Here is a 19,176-nt window from a genome sequence, read left to right as displayed (position 1 = left end):
GGCGCGTCTTGCCAGCGCAAAATGATTAAAAACAGGTGCTTACTTCAGATTTAAGTGCCTTTACTATTTTTTATCTAAACCTGAAGTAGTTAATCGATATTTAGCTCTTTAAGCTTACGGGTTAAGGTATTACGTCCCCAACCAATTAAATGTGCGGCATCTTGTTTGTGACCATTGCTGTGTTTAAGTGCGCTTTTGATAATTTGACTTTCAATCTTGTTTTGAATGTCTGGCCAAATATTGTGTTTGCCTTGTTTTAGCTCGTTTTCAAACCACACTTGAAATTGCTGTTGCCAGTTTGAATCATGACTATTGTCACTGTGGCTTATTTTTTCGGTAATTTCGCTGGGTAAATCTTCAACGCTAATCAGCTGACCTGGGGTCATAACCGTGAGCCAACGGCAGGTATTTTCGAGCTGGCGTACATTGCCCGGCCATGCAAATTCCATCATTTTATTGGCTGCCTCTTTAGAGAGAATTTTGCTATCGACTTTGAGCTCTTTGGCACTGCGACTTAAAAAGTAATTGGCTAACTTTTCAATATCGACGCTGCGTTCACGCAGTGGTGGCAGTTTTAAGCGAACTACATTTAAGCGGTGAAATAAGTCTTCTCGGAATTTGCCTTCTCGGGCCAGTTTCTCGAGGTTTTGGTGGGTTGCGGCAATGATGCGTACATCCACCTTTATGCTTTGATGGCCACCAACACGATAAAACTCACCGTCGGCAAGCACACGTAGTAAACGAGTTTGCACATCAAGCGGCATATCACCTATTTCATCTAAAAACAGTGTACCGCCATTAGCTTGTTCAAAGCGGCCTTTACGCACGCTATCGGCACCGGTAAATGCCCCTTTTTCATGACCAAATAGCTCTGACTCAACTAAGTCTTTTGGAATTGCCGCCATATTGAGCGCTATAAAGGTTTTTTCACGACGTGGGCTGTGGTTATGCAGCGCGCCTGCAACCAGCTCTTTACCCGTACCGGATTCACCGTTGATAAGTACGCTCATGCTCGATGCGCTGAGTTTACCTATGGCTCTAAATACTTCCTGCATGGCAGGCGCTTCACCAATAATATCGGGGGCTTTTTTCTCGACTTTTTTCGGTTTTACCTTAACGCGTGTGTTGGCACGACATGCGCTTTCAACAAGTGAAACAGCTTCATTTAAATCAAATGGCTTTGCTAAATATTCAAATGCCCCTTTTTGGAAAGCCTGTACAGCAGAATCGAGATCGGAGTGGGCGGTCATAATAATCACCGGCAAGCCAGGGTTTTGCTCAACAATATTTTCTAGCAATGACATGCCATCTTGGCCTGGCATGCGCACATCTGAAATCAGTACAGTTGGTTGATCGTATTCAAGTGCAGAGGCTGCAGCTTCTGCACTGGCGAATGATTCGGTATTAAAACCTGCACGCTTAAGTGCTTTTTCTAGTACAAAGCGAATCGAAGCGTCATCGTCAACTAACCAAACGGTTTTCATTATGGCTTCTCCATAGACAGGGGTAGATAAATATTAAATTCGGTGTGGCCTGGCCAACTATCACATTCAATATAGCCTTGATGTTGGTCAATAAGTGTTTGTGCAATGGCTAGCCCTAAACCTGAGCCGCCATCTTTGTTGGTGACCATAGGAAAAAATAGGGTTTCTTTTAGTGCTTCATCAATGCCAGGGCCGTTGTCGATAACTTGAATGATGAGTGCATTTTTAAATGCCTTGTTATGCAAGCGTACATGGTGTTTAACTCGGGTTTTTAACGTTATAGTACCAAGCTCTGCCAGTTTATTTAGCGCATGTTGCGCGTTTTTAACGATGTTGAGCAGTACTTGCTGAATTTTACCGTTATCGATAAACACATCGGGAATACTCGGATCGTAATCTTTAACGAGTTTTATTTTGTGTTGATTGTCTAACAAGCTCAGTTTTATCACTGACTCTAAGGTTTGGTGAATGTTGATCCATTCTTTGTTTGGTAGCTGGTTTGGCCCAAGTAGTCGGTCAACAAGCTCAGTGAGACGATCGGCTTGTTCGATAATTAAGTTGGCACATTGTTCGCGTTCTTGCTGGTCGCTCTCATATTGTAGTAATTGCGCTGCACCGCGAATACCACCTAACGGATTTTTAATTTCATGGGCGAGACCACGGATTAAATTACGCGCTGCACTTTGTTGGTGCATTTGGTGTGAAGCCTGATCATGCTTGAGCTCTTGGTTAAGTGAACGGCATTCAAGCAGCATTAAAAGCTGGTTATCTAACTCGACGCGACGTGTTGAAAGGCTAATGGTTGCGTGTCGACCATCGTTAAACACCACGTTGGCACGATGTTGAACGCAATCGTTACCACTGAGAAAGGTATTTTCTAGGATCTTATGCAGATCAATGGAGTGATAATGAAATAGTTGTTTAAAATTGGTTGTGACAATGCGTTTGGTACTGATGCCAAATAATTCGCTTGCGCTGGTATTTGCGTAGTGAAGTTTAAAGTCACCATCGACTAACAATACACAGCTTGTGAGATTTTCTAGTAGTTTAATGTAGCTGGATAAGTCTTTAAGCATCATTGCACCATTTTAGTGCGCTATTTTAATTAAAATCAATGTAAATTGATGTTTAATTAGAAAAAAGCAAGAAGCGTTCCGCAATGAGCTTATTTAGAGAGTTATTTTGCGATACTGCTTGCGCGGTGCATAAAGAAGGTGATTTGCTCGCTGGTTGCAACAGCATTACCTTTTTCATCAAATAGTTGCGCTTGAATTGTATGTGCGCCGCGGTCCACATTACGCATTACAAAAACCGATTTGGATTGCGGAGGGGTGTTGCGTTTGCCATTAAATAATAGCTGTACTTTATATTTGGGATTAAAGCTTGGTGTTATGCGAATAGAAACGTGCAGGGAGCCAGTGTTATCACGAATCGTTTCTTCATGACTTGGCGATACAACTTCAATGCCGTATTCAATTTTTTTATTGGGGTCATCCGGTTTATCAAAGATGGATGTATCCGCTTTTTTCATGCTGGTTGCTTTATCGTCAGCTAAAGAGATCACTTTTGCGCCCGGACGTTTCGTATCTGAGAATACTAAAACACCGTTTTCATCGCGCCACATATAAATTTCTTTTGCAACGACGTTTGTTACCGGCAGTAACATGATAAAAATTAAAAGTGATAGCAGCGCGCTTCTAAAAGCCACATCAGCTCCTTGCTTAGATATGTTATTTTTATTTTAGTACTGAACGGAAAAATTCGCCTGTTTTACAGAAAAACTAGCTATAAAATACCCAGCGAAACAATATGATAAGGTTCAGATAGTATAAATGTATAATATATATATTCATTTTTCCACAAAAAAAGCCCGCAGAACGGGCTTAGGAACACACATTGAAACAATAAATTGATTCTGGAGGCGTGAAATTATTACACGCTGTAGTACATTTCAAACTCAACTGGGTGAGTTGTCATGTTTAATTTTTCTACTTCTTGACTCTTAAGATTGATGTAAGCATCGATTAAGTCGTCAGTGAATACGCCGCCTTGAGTTAAGAATTCACGGTCAGCATCAAGTGCTGCAAGTGCTTGGTCTAATGAAGCTGCAACAGTTGGGATTTCAGCTGCTTCTTCAGCTGGTAGATCGTATAGATCTTTATCCATTGCTTCACCTGGGTGGATCTTGTTTTTAATACCGTCAAGGCCAGCCATTAACATTGCTGAGAATGCTAAGTATGGGTTAGCTGTCGGATCTGGGAAGCGAACTTCGATTCGACGTGCTTTTGCCGATGGTACTACTGGAATACGAATTGATGCAGAACGGTTACGTGCAGAGTATGCAAGCATTACCGGAGCTTCAAAACCAGGTACTAGACGCTTGTATGAGTTAGTTGACGCGTTCGCAAATGCATTGATTGCGCGAGCGTGCTTGATAATACCACCGATGTAGTAAAGAGCTTCTTCAGAAAGACCGCCGTACTTGTCTCCAGCGAAGATGTTTTGACCATCTTTAGCAAGTGATTGGTGACAGTGCATACCTGAACCGTTATCACCAACAATTGGCTTAGGCATAAATGTAGCCGTTTTACCGTAAAGGTGAGCCATGTTGTGAATAACGTATTTCATTTCTTGAATTTCGTCCGCTTTGATTACCATTGTATTAAAGCGAGTTGCAATTTCGTTTTGACCAGCTGTTGCTACTTCATGGTGGTGAGCTTCAACAACTTGACCTAATTCTTCTAGCACTAGACAAGTAGCTGAACGCCAGTCTTGTGATGAATCTACTGGTGCTACTGGGAAGTAACCGCCTTTAACACCTGGACGGTGACCTGAGTTGCCGCCTTCGTAGTCTTTGTCTGAGTTCCATGACGCTTCTTCAGCATCGATTTTGTACATAGAACCAGACATGTCAGTTTTGTATTTAACATCGTCAAATAGGAAGAATTCTGGCTCAGGACCGAAAAGTACAGTATCTGCGATACCAGTTGAACGCATGTATTCTTCTGCGCGTTTAGCTACAGAACGAGGGTCGCGCTCATAACCTTGTAGTGTTGAAGGCTCTACTACGTCACAACGTACGATTAGTGTTGCTTCTTCAGCAAAAGGGTCTAGTTTAGCTGAATCTGCATCTGGCATTAATACCATGTCTGATTCGTTAATGCCTTTCCAACCAGCAATTGAAGAACCATCGAACATTTTACCATCTTCAAAGAAATCTTCGTCAGCTTGGTGATGAGGAATAGAAACGTGCTGCTCTTTACCTTTTGTATCTGTGAAACGTAGGTCAACAAACTTAACGTCGTTTTCCTTGATAAATTGTAAAACCGTGTGTGACATAGTGTCCTCCAACCGTGTGTTGTTTTTAATTGTGAAATCGCTGTTTATAAAGCGGCTTTTGTGCCAGTTTTATAACTTAATGAATGTTAATGATTTTTAGTAAATTAAATTTACTCTGCACCATTTTGATGCACCAAAAAGATCCTTGCTTGCACTGATGTGGTGCGCGATAAAGTCTAGAAAACACGGCTAAAATCGCAAGCCCAAAATCGATTTTTTAAAATAAACCAGTAATGTGACAAAAATATCGCAAAAATCAGCTATTTTTATTCTGTCTAAACTTTCATCTGTCACAGTAATAGGGGATAATATGCCACTTTTTTGCAGGCGCAGACCCTTTTGAGGTCATCATTAAGATGACATAAAAGGTGTTTAGCTTAGATTTTTAGCGGGCTTTGATGGGTATTGTGCCTATTAGATAATCCGTAGCTTCTATCCAGAGCACTAACTTGAGTAAAAATATGAGTATCGAAAAATTACGTAATATTGCGATTATCGCGCACGTTGACCACGGTAAAACAACACTAGTTGATAAGCTACTTGAGCAATCAGGTACATTAGAAACACGTGGCGGTAATGAAGAACGTGTAATGGATTCAAATGATATCGAGAAAGAGCGCGGTATTACAATCCTAGCTAAAAATACAGCAATCGAGTGGAATGACTACCACATTAATATCGTGGACACTCCGGGACACGCCGACTTCGGTGGTGAAGTAGAACGTGTTCTTTCAATGGTTGATTCAGTACTGCTACTTGTTGATGCACAAGAAGGTCCAATGCCACAAACGCGTTTCGTAACGCAAAAAGCATTCGCATTAGGTCTTAAGCCTATCGTTGTTATCAACAAAATCGACAAACCAGGCGCACGTCCTGATTGGGTTATGGACCAAGTATTCGATCTTTTCGATAACTTAGGTGCGACTGATGACCAGTTAGACTTCCAAGTTATTTACGCGTCAGCAATCAATGGTTGGGCAACGTTAGATCTAGACTCACCGTCAGACAACATGCAACCTATGTTTGAAGCAATTGTTGATCAAGTAGAAAAGCCTGATGCCGATCCTGAAGGCGCATTCCAAATGCAAATCTCACAGCTTGACTACAACTCATACATCGGTGTTATCGGTGTAGGTCGTATTAAGCGTGGTACGGTTAAAGTTAACCAGCAGGTAACGATTGTAGGTGCTGATGGTTCTAAGCGTAACGGTAAAGTAGGTCAGGTTCTTACTTATTTAGGTCTTGATCGTCACGAAGCTGAACAAGCGCAAGCTGGCGACATCATCGCAATTACAGGTTTGGGTGAGCTTAAAATCTCAGACACAGTATGTGATGTAAACGCAGTTGAAGCACTTCCTGCACTTTCTGTTGATGAACCAACGGTAACCATGACGTTCTCTGTAAATACTTCACCGTTCTCAGGTCAAGAAGGTAAGTTCGTTACTTCACGTAACATTCTTGAGCGTTTACAAGCTGAACTAGTTCACAACGTTGCACTACGTGTTGAAGAAACAGATAACCCAGATAGCTTCCGCGTATCAGGTCGTGGTGAACTTCACCTAGGTATTTTAATCGAGAACATGCGTCGTGAAGGTTACGAACTTGCAGTATCTCGTCCAGAAGTAATCCTTCGCGAAGTAGATGGTCAGCTAGAAGAACCATACGAAACAGTAACAGTTGACGTTGAAGAAGAGCACCAAGGTTCTATCATGGAACAACTTGGTCTGCGTAAAGCTGAAATGACTGATATGGCACCAGATGGTAAAGGTCGTATTCGTATGGACTTCATGATGCCCTCACGTGGTCTAATCGGTTTCCAAACTGACTTTATGACACTAACGTCTGGTTCAGGTTTAATGTACCACACGTTTGATCACTACGGTCCTCACAAAGGCGGTAACATTGGTCAGCGCAAGAACGGTGTACTTATCGCTAACGCAACAGGTAAAGCGCTTACTAACGCACTATTCAACCTACAAGACCGCGGTAAACTATTCATCGGTCACGGTGTAGAAGTATACGAAGGTATGATCATTGGTATTCACGCTCGTGATAACGACCTTACAGTTAACGCGCTTAAAGGTAAGCAACTTACTAACGTTCGTGCATCAGGTACTGATGAAGCACAAAACCTTGTGCCACCAATCATTATGTCTCTTGAGCAGGCGCTTGAGTTTATTGATGATGATGAACTAGTAGAAGTAACGCCAGAAAGCATTCGTATTCGTAAGAAACTTCTTACGGAAAGCGAGCGTAAGCGTGCTAGCCGCGAATCGAAAAAAGCGTAATAGCGATTTCGTTTTGTAATAAAAAACCAGCCTAGGCTGGTTTTTTTATGTTTGAAATTTAACTAAATGCTCTGGTACCAATTCGCTTAAGTAGCTAATCATCCTAGCGGGCTAAATATCATGCTAACTACGTTAGAATTTATCAATGTAGAACAACTACATAAGAAAAATCCCGCCTTGTTAGCATTTCATTTATCCAGCGCTATCCCTGATCACATACTTAACAGAATTGGTATGAAATTATAAAAAGTCAGTTAATAAAATACCTACACCAAAGCGTTCAATGTGTTGGTTGTAATCAATCAAGCTTTCGCCATAACCATTGTAATATTGCGCATATCCACGTAATCGCCCCCATGCAGGGAATGACCAATCAAGTTGCACTGCACCTTTGTTATCTGACTTTAAGTTGTTGCGTAACATTACGGTAAACTCATGTTCTTCATAGCGATAAATCGTAGCAAACTCAAAGTGTCCCATATAATCATCAATATCTGGGTTGTCATCACCAGTTGGGTCATCTTCGTTGCGTCTTTCTTCTTCAGGGATGCGGTACCAGGGTCTAAAGCTAAAGACAAAGCCATCTTGCTCCCAAAACAGGTTCGCATAAATTCGATTCCAAGAGCGAGAAAGTGGAATATTTCGGCCATTTGATTGGTGTTCAAAACCAAGCACTATGCCCATTTCGTCACCCCATAAACGATTTTCATCGTCCAGTAAATTCATCCAAAATACTTCAGGTTGATAGTTGGTTTCACGAAATGGCGATGAAATATCATTATTGTAGAGTTGCCAATACGACTGCATGGTAAAACCAAAATAAAATGCTTGGTCGATATCAGACTTAACTTGGTATAGCGGCACTTTTAACGAAAGTTGAAACTTAGCCTCTAATTCATCTAAAGGCGCACCTTTGAGGTTAGGGTCGCTTTCTGCAGGTGTGTTCTTGGGGCGATCCATGTAAGTCACCGGTAGAATATAGTTGCGATTATGTGGCGTAATTACATTGGGGTTATTAGTGGTAACTTTTTCTCGGATAACGCGTTTATCAATTGCCGACATGTCATCCATATCTGTTATTTTCAAACACTTTTTCTTAACTTCAGCAAGCGTTTGCGAATCATCACCCGCAGCAAGTTCGTTAAGAATACATTGCTTGGCGAGTTCTTTTTCGGAAGTGTCATCGTTTGCAAATGCAAGCGAGCTGGCCAGTGAGAGTATTAAGCTAGAAGCTAAAAGGCGCATTAATTATATCCCTAAAATGAGTGAGCTTTTATTATAACCATTTTAGACACATAAAAAAGGCGGCATATTTGCCGCCTTGTGCCCCAAAGGGGACTTCTCACGCAACTGTTACAATTCAAAGTAGTTTGTAAAAAATTTATAAAGCTCAGTGCCTTGATTTACGCTGGCTGAAGCAAAGTGCAAAATTGCTATGCCATCTTGCTCTAGGGTAATTTCATTTAGTGGCTGCTCAGACAAATAGCGTTCCATACGTAAAATTTTGGCAATGGTATCGCCTGCTTTTACGTGACTACCGAGCGCTGCTGTGTATTCAACCATGCCACCCATTGGGGCGTAATACGCAAGATAATCATTTAAGTAACAGGCGTAGCGGGTAATGGCTTGTGGCTGGTAATGTGAATCTTGCAATGCTTCTTTATACGTTAAATAGCTTAGTATGCTATTTGCATCGTTAGCGGCTTCTGTCAGATCAATCTTTTCTTGAGATCCCAGTTCAACGGTAAAGGCTTCCACTAAAACGGGAATGTCGCGACCTGCTTTTTTATAGGCTTGGCTTAGTTGCCACCATGGACAAAAGTTCGCTTCGTCCATTGCGCCATCAAATTCATTTGGAATAAGTAACACATGCTCAATATCAAAAAAGCGGGCACTGTCTTTGGCATATTCTGGGCAATATAAATGCTTAGCTGAGATTGGCCCTGTGTGCAGGTCGAGCACAATGTCTGCCTGATGCGCTAATTTTTGTAAGTTTAAAGCAATTCGCTTACCCGTATTGAGTGCGTAACTTGGTCCTTCTAAAATTTCCGCAGTTGCATTGATTAGGCGCGATTGAAACGCGCTTTTAATCGTAGCGATATCAGCATCCAAATATTCCGCAACAAAGCCATCGACCAAAGCCGAGTGGTTTTGATACATACGGTTCCAGTTGGTCCCCGTAACTGGATCAAAGCGCCCCAAAGTGAACTCCCCCGACTTTTGATTACAACCAATTGGGTTCGCATAAGGCACTAAGGTAATGTTCGATGCCAACGTCTCGCGCTTCAGTTTTTCAAGCAACTGGTATATCACCGCATTACCTTGCACTTCAGCACCGTGCATATTGGCTTGAATATACACATTTGACCCTGTGCCGTTTCCTTTGAGGCGATAAACCGGAATAGTCAGCGGTAAGCCGTTGGCAATTTCACCAACTTGAATGTTTTCTTGGGTGATTAGGTTCATAGTTACCTCAAGTAATAATCAGCGCTTTCGCTTTGTCTGACACATGTTACGACGCCATTTTTTACGACAAATTCGGCTGGTAATTCATGGCATAAAAAGTACGGCATACTTTCAGTAAAGCCATACGCGCCGCATTGGGCAAAAATAAGCCAGTCAGTGTCGTTAATATCGTTGGCTAATTCAAATTCGCCTAAGCTATCTAATGCTGTACAAAGTGGTCCGTGCACTAAATAGGGTTTAGTTTTGCTGTCTGTTTCACGCAATAACTCAGCAGGGAATGCCTGATTGGTAACCGCAGGGCGTAAAATGTGGTTAATACCGCCAGCAACAATGAGTTGATTAGCACCGTAGTTTTGCTTTTGTTCAACGACAGGGTTGGCATAAAAGCCCACTTCGCCAACCGCATAGCGACCGAGCTCCATCCAAAGCTCTTCGCAGCCTACCGCGTGCTTTATTGTTGCCAGAGCATCTACTAATTCTTGCCAGATAAGCTCTGTGCTTGATGCGCAATAAGGAATACCTAGGCCACCGCCTAAATCTAAAATACGTAGATCAAATCCGAGTTGCTTACTTAAACTTTGTAATGGTGTAATCATGGCGCGCCAAAGCTCAGCTAGCTTCTCTGTGCTGAGCATATTGCCCCACTGAAAAATATGTAAACCGGCAAAGTCGAGCGCTGGGAAATCTGCAATATTCAATGTGGCCCAGTCGTCACAGCCAAGGCCAAACGGCGTTAAGCTATCGCCACCTAGCGGATTCTTTTCGCCATCAGGCCAGCGTAACTGCACCCGCAATAAAATTCGCAGGGTTATATTATGTTCTCTTGCAGCTTGGTTTAACCAAGCCAATTGGTTGTGACTTTCAGCAACAAAGGTGCGAACACCTTTGTCGAGAAAATGCTGGATCTGCTTTTTCGATTTTGCAGGTCCAGTGTTGAGCACACGTTTTGCGTTTATGCCTTGGGCTAAAACTTGATTTAGTTCGCCGCTGCTTGCTACATCAAAATCAAAGCCACATTTATCTAACGTTTGGATGATCGCCGAAAGCGGGTTTGCTTTTACTGCGTACCAAAGCTTCACCACATTTTGTGATGTAAGCTGCGTTAAATGTGCTTCTAGCTTATCTAAATCGTATAGATAAAATGGCAGATCTGTTTGTTGGCAAAGATCTGCAAGTAATTGACGTTGTGGTGTGCTCAAAAAGCTCATTAACGTAAAGCCTCTTCCAGTTCTAATGATGCATCGCTTTGTTCATCGCGATATTTAACGATAAGGGCACATGACATGCTTAAGCCTTGCTCGCGGCCCCATTCACTTGATGAAGGGCGTGAACCTGGAATAACAATCGCATTTTCTGGAATTGGTTCGCCTTTTTCTAATACGCGCTCATTTACACAGTCATAAACAGGAATAGTCGCAGAAAGACGCACGCCCGGTGCAAGTACCGCACCTTTTTTAACGACCACACCTTCAACGATGACACAACCTGCGCCGATAAATGCATCATCTTCAATTACTACTGGGCTTGCGCCAACAGGCTCCAAAACACCGCCAATTTGCACTGCAGCACTTAAATGTACGTTTTTACCAATTTGAGCACATGAGCCTACTAATGCATGGCTATCAACCATAGTGCCGGTGTCGATGTAGGCACCAATATTCACATAGGCTGGTGGCATAATCACTGTGCCGCTTGCAACATAGGCACCTGGGCGAACACTCGTGCCACCTGGCACCATACGTACACCTTCTTGTGCCGAAAAACCGCGTACAGCAAGGTTATCTTTATCTACAAAACCACCTGGAAATTCAGTATTAGTACCATTTTTGAAAACATCTAAAATGCCTTTTTTAACTTCAACGTTCGCGTGCCAGTTACCATTTTCATCTTGGTTTGCTGCGCGTAAGGTGCCGTTCTCTAGGTTTTTTAATAGTTCTTGCCAGTTCATAGTACTTCTCTCTTAATTCCAAGATAAAATTGTTTGATTAGCAGCGAGAATTGCTGCAGGTGATTCCAGCTCATGATGGGTAAGCGGTGGACGTAAATTTGGGGTGTTGAGCTTGCCTTGCTGGTGCATTAGCACTTTTACCGGCACAGGGTTAGCTACTTCAAATAAGCTATTTACCGCGTCGCTCCAAGTAGTAAACAGGTTTGGTGTGCCTAAAAGCGATCTGCGAACAAACTCTGCGGTTTGTTTAGGCCATGCGTTCGCAGCAACCGATACTAAACCTTTTGCGCCAGCTTGGGCAAAATATGGCATTAAGGCATCATCGCCACTGTAAATAGCCACATTAGGATTGCTGCTTCTAAATACTTCAAATTTACTAATGTCACCACTGGCTTCTTTTAAAGCCCATAAGTTGGTGTGATGACTTAATGCTGATAACAGTTCAGGAGCAAGTGCCACGGCGCTGCGTCCTGGCACGTTATATAACATGCAAGGAAGTTCTGTGGCACTGAGTAATGCATCAAACCACTGAATTTGGCCTTTAATGCCGGGTTTAGCGTAAAGTGGTGAACCTAGTAATAGTGCGTCAATCGGCTGTTGGTTACAGAATTCTAACCACTCAAGTTGTTGCGTTAAGTTGACCCCGCCTACAGCAACCATCAAAGGTACAGTCGGTGATAAGTCACAGACAAAACGCACGATTTGCTGCTGCTCTGCGATGGTTAATGCTAAACCTTCACCTGTGCTGCCGAGTAATAAAATGCCATTGTTGGCATCTTGTTGATCTGCTACTAATTGCGCAAGATTGTCATAGTCAACTTCACCCGTCTCAGTGAAGGGAGTGACTAATGCAGTCCACAGCGGGTACTGCGTCAAATTAAATTGTGATTTCATCTCTAGCGAACTTAATATGTGTTCGAAGAAGGGATAAGAGAAAGGCTTAGTCCAGCTTCGAACAACTAAAAATTCGAAGAGCAATGGACTTAAAAAATAGATAAGGCGAATGGCCTTATTTTTCTAAGACCAGAAGCTCTCCACCAAACATATTTACTTAATACAAGTAATTGGTGACAGTCGCCGGGATTCAGCCCAAGCGCCCGAGATAAGTTATCAGCAAAAAAGCTTATCTCTCGGCGTTAATTCCCCTCATTCAGTGTCTTTGGAGTTTGCTCCCCTCAACTGAACTACCTGAATAACGCACCTCTTCCAGCCCTAAGCTAGCCGCTATTTTAAATAGCCACTAACGTAAAATAGGGTGATTGAGCGGCAATTGAAACATTTTGGACGTCTAAATGTCAATAAAATTTATTTTAGAGCACTGCAATCGCATGATGTTTAATGATATAACTAGCGGCTATTGCCGTTGAAATTAAGTAAAAATCGTTAGTTGTGAGAAAGTTAGTATTTCTGTTGTGCGTTTTTATAACCTTGCCATGCGATGCATCGGTGAAAAAAGCCTATGAGGAATCGTTTGCGTCCTCGGTAGTATTAAGTGACTCTGACGTAGTGCGCTTTGGTTTTGGTAACTTTGACCCGGTTAATATTTTAGAGCAACTCGGTGATGATGCGGGCGATAAAAGTGTTGATTTAAGAACTCAGCTACAAGTATTTGCACTGCCTTATACCTACACGTTAGACGAAGATTCACGCATAAACACGCACTTTTCTTATATTTCACAATCGCAAGAAATATTGCTGGATGATGTGACCATTCCCGACGATAGCCATGATCAAATCTTCACCGCTTATGCCGATTATGAAACAGCGCTGTATCGTTACGATAATTGGTTGTTAGAAGGCTCAATTGGTGCGCATGTGATGCATTACGACAATATTCATGACTACAACAGCCCTGAAAGCCGCGCCGCTAAAGCAGAGGTGGAAGGTATTTATTTTAATACAACTGCAAACTCAGTGTTAACCGATATGGGGTTAACTCTCAGTCGCAGAAAAGCCAGTCGTTGGGGTCATTGGTTAGTTAAGTCGAGCTATAACCACTTCTTTGGTAAAGGGTTTGGTGGTGATGATGCAACACGTGATTCAACCCCATCAGGCTGGTATTTTGCGAATAGCGTTAGGGCAACCATTAAGCTCGACCAAAAATTAAAACATACAGAGTCAATCTATCTTAAATTTCAGCGTGTTGATTTGGGTGGAGACGCACGTAGCGCCTTTAGCACAGGCCATTATTATGAGTACGGTGGCGGCTTATTAATTGACACTCGGCCGTGGACATCTTGGTTTGATAATATCGGCATTGGCTTGCATTACAACGAGGGTAGTGTACTTAGTGGCGGCAGTATTGTAATCTACTTCAATGAAGAGTAACTCCAACTCACTGTAATTGTTATTATTCTAGTGCGCTAAAAGCAATGCTAACTAAGCCTAAATTATCGATGTGACGTAGCACTATCAGATAAATTCCGCCTTATTTAGTATGTCATTTTCTCAGCGCAATATTTGAACATAGACGTAAAGAGTTGGTGAACGCCACGAATATAAAAGGACTTAGATAATGATTCTATTACCGCTTATAACGCTGTCTGCAAGTGCTTTGAGTGCAGCTGATACATCTGATTTAGCAAACAAAACCGAACAGCTTCACTTAAATACCATTGTCAATGCTGAGGCAATTGAGCGTGTGCCGCCTAAATATCCAATTAATGCTGCGCGTAACGGCAAAGAAGGTTGGGTGCAACTAAGTTTTGTAGTCGAACCAGACGGTTCAACATCTAATATTATTGTTGAAGACTCCTCTAATGAGGCATTTGAAAAGTATGCACTGCGCTCAATCAAAAAGTGGAAATACTCACCAGCCACTAAAGATGGTAAGCCAATTCAGCAATGTCGAAATCAAGTACAGTTGGATTTTAAATTAAGCAACATCCCCAAAGGTGCGTCAAAGTGGTTCTTTAGGCAATATCGTTTAGCAAATCGTTATCTTGAAGAAAATAAACTAGAAGATGCAAAAAAAATTGCTAAAAAAATTGAAGAAAAAGGGCGCTGGAATGCCTATGAAGATATGTATTATGCAATTCTTCACTCATTGATTGCAGAACAGTCAAAAGATAACGAAGCCGAACTTAACGCAATTAAGAGTGTATTAGGATATCGCGAGTTGCAAAAAGAAGAGCAGTACAGTGCCTTTGCTGCACGAGCGTTTAGCCTTGCGGTTGAATTGCAGCTTTATGGTGATGCAAAATCAATATTTGAAAACTTGCAAACGCATTATTCTGACAACCCGAATGTAGCGAAATTAATTCCTTACTACGATCAAATAACCGCTTATTTAGCCAGTGATAAGCCATTAGTGATTGATGCCGAAATTGGTAAGCGTGATTTTTGGAGCTATCAGCTCGAACGCAGTGCTTTTATCATTGATAATGTGGTTGGTAATTTAACTAATCTTGAAGTGCGTTGTGATAATCATCATTCACAATTTTTGGTTGAATCAGGCAATAAATGGCAAATTCCTGAGTCTTGGGGAAGTTGTTCTGTGTATGTTTTTGGTGATACCAATGCGCAGTTTACATTGGCCGATGTTCACGGTGAACAAAAAATCTAAATCATAAAAAAGGCGCTTAATGCGCCTTTTTTATTACTTGTTGCGTATTTTATTTACGCACTTTGATATCACCCACACCTACTTCGGCTTCAATGCTGTGATCGCCTGCGCCAGAATAACGTGTTTCAGAGCTAACAATATTACGTGTGCTTTCTAAGTCGCCACTAAAGCCTTTAATGCTAGTATCGCCAACGCCTGTTGATAGTTCGATGCGCTTAAAGTCATCAAGTACTGTGTCGACACGAATTGAACCAACACCTACTTCTGCTTCAAGTGAGTTTTCAAGTTTTTCTACATCAATGCTGCCAACGCCAATTTCAATGTCGATCGCTGCATGCTTTGGCACTTTTACAACCCACTCTTGACTTAAGTTTTCTTCGTCAATTTCCAATGAAATACGGTTATCACGAACGCGTTTACTTAGTTCTACATTTGATACATCACGATTTTTTGAAAACCAGCCTTCGTCTTTGCCCTCAATTTCAATTTCAATGCTAAGCTCGTTGCTATCTACTGTGATAATTTCGATGCTGCCCACAGGGAAATCAATTTCAAGATTTTGGCCTTGGTTTAATGTAAGAGTTTCAGTAATACGTTTTTCATCACCAGCATAAAGATTAGTTGAGATACTTGCGGCGATTAATGTCATTGCTAACGCTAATTTTTTCATGATGATTATTCCTTTTGATGACTGCGCTTAATCAGTTTTAACTGTTTGTTATTTAGTTAGACGCAGGCATCAATTAAAAAGGTTTAAAAAATTATTTATTTTTTTTCGAAAGTTTAAATCCTTCCTTTTCGAGAAGCTTTAGTAGACCTTGTGGACCGTATAAATGAAGTGCGCCAACAGCAATAAAATGTGGTTGTTTGGTTAGGGGAGCCTTTAACTGATCTACCCAGTTGTTATTGCGATCAGTAAGCAGTACTTTTTCAGTTAACGCGCTGTAGCTGTCACCCGTAAAGGTTTCGCGGTAGTAGTTTTCAAGTGCGCTATCGTTGCCTCGTTTCCAGTTACCAATCAGACGATTAAAGTACTTATCCATATCAGCCAGTTCTTTTAAACCGTCTTCAATCATTTTGTTGTTATGTTTGCTAAATCCTTTAAACATGCCCATTTGTTGCTCTAGCGTTTCAAGTTGCATAATCGGAATTTGCAAACGTTGCGCGACATTCATTACTTGCTTGTCGATACCAAAGGAGTCTTGATAACCTGCTTTTTGGTATTCCATTAGGGTGATCTGTAGCATTACAGCAAAGGGCTGCATTTGCTGAAAAAGCTCCATACCAAGGCCTAACTTCGCCATATAACTGCTTAGCGCTTTGTAATTCTTAGCGGATAACTCTGACTGTAATGTTTTACCTGCAGGCAGCATCATATAGTTCATCATTACTTGCTGCTGTTCTATTGGGTTCACCTTAGATAGATCAACCTCAACAACCAGTTTATCGGTTTTTTCAATCGCGCTTTTTACGTAGCTTGGTAATCCCGCCATTTGCTGATCACCCAGGTGAACGGTTCCTACTAAATAAGATGTCACGCCATTTTTTTCAATTTGCCAAAGGCTTGGGTTGATATTGCTGTTTGCAAATACCGGTTGAGTTAAACCGAGTAATAAAATGGGTAGTAGCAGTATTCGCGTAATTAAGAAAAGTCGCATTGCAGATCCTTGCGTTAATAATTAATTTTGCGTATCAGTGTACTTGATAGTGCAATATTAGTCTTTGCTTAATGATTAACAAAAAAGTTATAAGACTTTTAAAAATAAAGCGATATTCAAATAAGCTTTAGTCTTAGCATACATAATCTTTAAAATTGTATAAAATGGATTTTTTATTCTTTTTATGCGTTTTTTTATGCTTATCTTGGTTTTTAGTTAATTCTATTGATTTAAAAATGCATAGATTTCTTGATTGACTTTTTTGCTCATAAACGATACTAATAAAAAAGAAGCCAAGCAGACGAACGCTTGGCTATTTTTGTAAAGAATTTATGGTTGCTTACACAGATGTTTAAAACAGTAAACGTACTAGTCCTAATTATTAACGTGGTGATTATTATTACCGCGGGGGCTTCGTAGTGCTGTAGCAAAAGTTAAGCATTGAGAGAGCCCCCGAACTGAAAAGTCCGGGGGCTTTTTTTTTGGCAGTAAGAAAATGAGCAAGTAGTAAACATCACAGGGTAGAGAAAATGACAGGTGCAGAGTTAACAATCGATTTATTAGCCAAACATGGCGTGAAAGAGGTATTTGGATACCCTGGTGGTGCGATTATGCCAATTTACGATGCGCTGTATGGCTCGCCTGTTACTCACTATCTAACCCGTCATGAACAAGGCGCTGGTTTTGCCGCTGTTGGTTACGCAAGAAGCACAGGTAAACTGGGTGTTTGTTTTGCAACTTCAGGCCCTGGCGCGACAAACCTTATCACTGCACTTGCCGATGCCATGATGGATTCTGTACCACTGCTTGCAATTACCGGTCAAGTACCTACCGCAGCGATTGGCTCAGATGCCTTTCAAGAAGTCGATGTGTTAGGTATGTCACTGAGCTGTACTAAACACAGCTACATGGTAGAACGAGCTGAAGATTTAGCCGAGGTTTTACAAGAAGCGATGCATTTAGCGCAATCAGGCCGACCTGGCCCCGTGCTTGTTGATATTCCAAAAGATATCCAAATGGGCGCTGTTAACTATCATCCTTGGCTTGCGGCAGACGACTACAAACCTGAATTGAGCCAATCGGAACTAGCCAAAGCTAATGAATTACTAAGCCAAGCGAAAAAACCACTGGCGTATGTGGGTGGCGGTGTACAAATGGCAGATGCACAAGATGAGCTTATGCAATTCTTAAAAGCGACTAATATGCCTGCTGTAAGCACATTAAAAGCGCTTGGGTCTGTGACACCTGATTATGCCTATAACCTCGGAATGCTGGGCATGCACGGTGGTCAAGCGGCTAACTTAGCAGTGCAAGAATGCGATTTGCTAGTGTGTATTGGTGCTCGTTTTGACGACCGTGTAACAGGTAACCTTGCTAAATTTGCCAGTAAAGCTAAGGTTATCCATTTAGATGTTGATGCTGCTGAGGTAGGTAAGCGTAAACCAGTTAATGCCTCACTGGTTGCTGATTTAAAAGATTCATTACCGCATTTAGCGACGCACAAAAGTAATCCAGAATGGTTGGCGCATATCAGTCACATGCAACAGCAATATGCATGGCGCTATGACTACCCTGGTGAAAAAGTATATGCCCCTTATTTATTAAACCGCTTAAGCCGTTTAATGCCAAGTAATGGCGTGGTGTGCTGCGATGTTGGTCAGCACCAAATGTGGGTTGCGCAACACATGACGTTTTCACATCCAAGTAATCATTTAAGCAGTGGCGGTGCAGGCACTATGGGCTTTGGTTTACCCGCCGCAATCGGTGCGCAAATCGCGCGCCCTAACGACTTTGTATTAACCGTTTCTGGCGATGGTTCAATAATGATGAACATTCAAGAGCTGGCCACAATTCGCCGTAACAACTTACCCGTAAAATTGCTTATTTTAGATAACCAGCGTTTAGGTATGGTTAGACAGTGGCAGCAACTTTTCTTTGATGGTCGCTACAGTGAAACAAATCTTTCAGATAATCCTGATTTTGTACAATTAGCCGCTGTTTTTGGTATTCCGGGTGAAACCATCACGCATGCAAACCAAGTCGATGAAGCGATAGATAAATTAGTGGCGAGTGAAGGCCCTTATATTCTTCACGCGTGTATAGATGATAAAGAAAATGTTTGGCCATTAGTACCGCCAGGCGCCGCGAACGATCAAATGCTAACTGAGGTGGCAAAATGAAGCACAACTTATCAATCGAAGTGAAACAACAAAGTATCGCATTAGAGCGGTTTTTACGTGTAACACGCCACCGAGGTTTTAATTTAACCTCAATGAACATTGAGACTAGCGAAGAAAAGTATATTGTAAATATGATGGTAGACAGTGACCGACCTATTTATTTATTAACACAACAATTAAAAAAGTTAGTTGAAGTAAACCAAGTTGAAATACTTGAACAACAATCGATAGCAGCAACTAGCTAATTA

16 protein-coding genes and 1 riboswitch are annotated in these 19,176 nt (G+C 41.7%); of the genes, 5 read left to right on the top strand and 11 right to left on the bottom strand.

Translation table 11 applies throughout. The features are described from left to right. Window positions 1-89: 89 nt before the first annotated feature. The 4 genes from glnG to glnA form a co-directional block, all read right to left on the bottom strand. Window positions 90-1,484 (bottom strand): nitrogen regulation protein NR(I), encoded by a 1,395-nt coding sequence (gene glnG / locus AN214_RS01545; protein ID WP_054978127.1) that lies wholly within the window; start codon window positions 1,482-1,484, stop codon window positions 90-92. After that, window positions 1,484-2,560 (bottom strand): nitrogen regulation protein NR(II), encoded by a 1,077-nt coding sequence (gene glnL, locus AN214_RS01540; protein WP_054978275.1) that lies wholly within the window; start codon window positions 2,558-2,560, stop codon window positions 1,484-1,486. Before glnL ends, glnG begins: the two co-directional genes overlap by 1 nt. Before the next feature lie 101 nt (window positions 2,561-2,661). Next, on the bottom strand, window positions 2,662-3,192 hold the full coding sequence (locus AN214_RS01535; RefSeq protein ID WP_054978126.1) for a DUF4124 domain-containing protein: 531 nt from the start codon (window positions 3,190-3,192) through the stop codon (window positions 2,662-2,664). Window positions 3,193-3,416: 224 nt separating this feature from the next. Beyond that, window positions 3,417-4,823 (bottom strand): glutamate--ammonia ligase, encoded by a 1,407-nt coding sequence (gene glnA / locus AN214_RS01530; protein WP_054978125.1) that lies wholly within the window; start codon window positions 4,821-4,823, stop codon window positions 3,417-3,419. A gap of 461 nt (window positions 4,824-5,284) precedes the next feature. Between glnA and typA the strand changes: the two genes are divergently transcribed. Next, window positions 5,285-7,111, top strand: a complete 1,827-nt coding sequence (typA, locus tag AN214_RS01525) for a translational GTPase TypA (protein WP_054978124.1) — start codon at window positions 5,285-5,287, stop codon at window positions 7,109-7,111. A 240-nt stretch (window positions 7,112-7,351) separates the two neighbouring features. Here typA and AN214_RS01520 read toward each other — a convergent pair whose 3' ends face one another. The 5 genes from AN214_RS01520 to dapA all read right to left on the bottom strand — a co-directional run bounded on the left by AN214_RS01520 (window position 7,352) and on the right by dapA (window position 12,419). Continuing rightward, entirely contained in the window at window positions 7,352-8,356 is a 1,005-nt protein-coding gene (locus AN214_RS01520; RefSeq protein WP_054978123.1) for a phospholipase A, read from the bottom strand. A 108-nt stretch (window positions 8,357-8,464) separates the two neighbouring features. After that, window positions 8,465-9,577 carry a succinylglutamate desuccinylase/aspartoacylase family protein gene (locus AN214_RS01515; RefSeq protein ID WP_054978122.1) on the bottom strand — a complete coding sequence of 371 codons (1,113 nt, stop codon included), beginning with the start codon at window positions 9,575-9,577 and terminating at the stop codon, window positions 8,465-8,467. A 2-nt stretch (window positions 9,578-9,579) separates the two neighbouring features. Then, window positions 9,580-10,785: a PLP-dependent decarboxylase gene (locus tag AN214_RS01510; RefSeq protein WP_054978121.1), complete on the bottom strand. Its 1,206-nt coding sequence runs from the start codon at window positions 10,783-10,785 to the stop codon at window positions 9,580-9,582. Beyond that, a complete protein-coding gene (locus AN214_RS01505) occupies window positions 10,785-11,525 on the bottom strand; it encodes a 2,3,4,5-tetrahydropyridine-2,6-dicarboxylate N-succinyltransferase (RefSeq protein WP_010561625.1) in 741 nt (246 codons plus the stop codon). Before AN214_RS01505 ends, AN214_RS01510 begins: the two co-directional genes overlap by 1 nt. A 12-nt stretch (window positions 11,526-11,537) precedes the next feature. Beyond that, complete coding sequence (dapA, locus tag AN214_RS01500) at window positions 11,538-12,419, bottom strand: 4-hydroxy-tetrahydrodipicolinate synthase (RefSeq protein ID WP_054978120.1); 882 nt, start codon at window positions 12,417-12,419, stop codon at window positions 11,538-11,540. Between the two features lie 125 nt (window positions 12,420-12,544). Beyond that, window positions 12,545-12,739: riboswitch (Lysine riboswitch) on the bottom strand. Between the two features lie 175 nt (window positions 12,740-12,914). Between dapA and AN214_RS01495 the strand changes: the two genes are divergently transcribed. Next, window positions 12,915-13,853 carry a Solitary outer membrane autotransporter beta-barrel domain gene (locus AN214_RS01495; protein WP_082428454.1) on the top strand — a complete coding sequence of 313 codons (939 nt, stop codon included), beginning with the start codon at window positions 12,915-12,917 and terminating at the stop codon, window positions 13,851-13,853. Window positions 13,854-14,040: 187 nt separating this feature from the next. Beyond that, complete coding sequence (locus tag AN214_RS01490; protein WP_054978118.1) at window positions 14,041-15,090, top strand: energy transducer TonB; 1,050 nt, start codon at window positions 14,041-14,043, stop codon at window positions 15,088-15,090. 49 nt (window positions 15,091-15,139) lie between these two features. Here AN214_RS01490 and AN214_RS01485 read toward each other — a convergent pair whose 3' ends face one another. Both AN214_RS01485 and AN214_RS01480 read right to left on the bottom strand, forming a co-directional pair. Then, window positions 15,140-15,760, bottom strand: a complete 621-nt coding sequence (locus AN214_RS01485; protein WP_054978117.1) for a hypothetical protein — start codon at window positions 15,758-15,760, stop codon at window positions 15,140-15,142. 91 nt (window positions 15,761-15,851) lie between these two features. Further along, window positions 15,852-16,748 carry a TraB/GumN family protein gene (locus tag AN214_RS01480; protein ID WP_054978116.1) on the bottom strand — a complete coding sequence of 299 codons (897 nt, stop codon included), beginning with the start codon at window positions 16,746-16,748 and terminating at the stop codon, window positions 15,852-15,854. Window positions 16,749-17,278: 530 nt separating this feature from the next. On the opposite strand from AN214_RS01480, the gene ilvG reads away from it, so the two are divergent. Together ilvG and ilvM are read left to right on the top strand one after the other, a co-directional pair. After that, entirely contained in the window at window positions 17,279-18,928 is a 1,650-nt protein-coding gene (gene ilvG, locus AN214_RS01475) for an acetolactate synthase 2 catalytic subunit (RefSeq protein ID WP_054978115.1), read from the top strand. Beyond that, window positions 18,925-19,173, top strand: a complete 249-nt coding sequence (gene ilvM / locus AN214_RS01470; RefSeq protein WP_010561632.1) for an acetolactate synthase 2 small subunit — start codon at window positions 18,925-18,927, stop codon at window positions 19,171-19,173. Before ilvG ends, ilvM begins: the two co-directional genes overlap by 4 nt. The last annotated feature ends 3 nt before the right edge of the window (window positions 19,174-19,176 follow it).

Origin of the sequence: Pseudoalteromonas sp. P1-9 (assembly GCF_001399975.1) — a bacterium.
In the GTDB taxonomy this organism is placed as follows: Bacteria; Pseudomonadota; Gammaproteobacteria; order Enterobacterales; family Alteromonadaceae; genus Pseudoalteromonas.
Note: the sequence above shows the minus strand (reverse complement) of the source record. Positions and strands in the feature narration are given on the sequence as shown.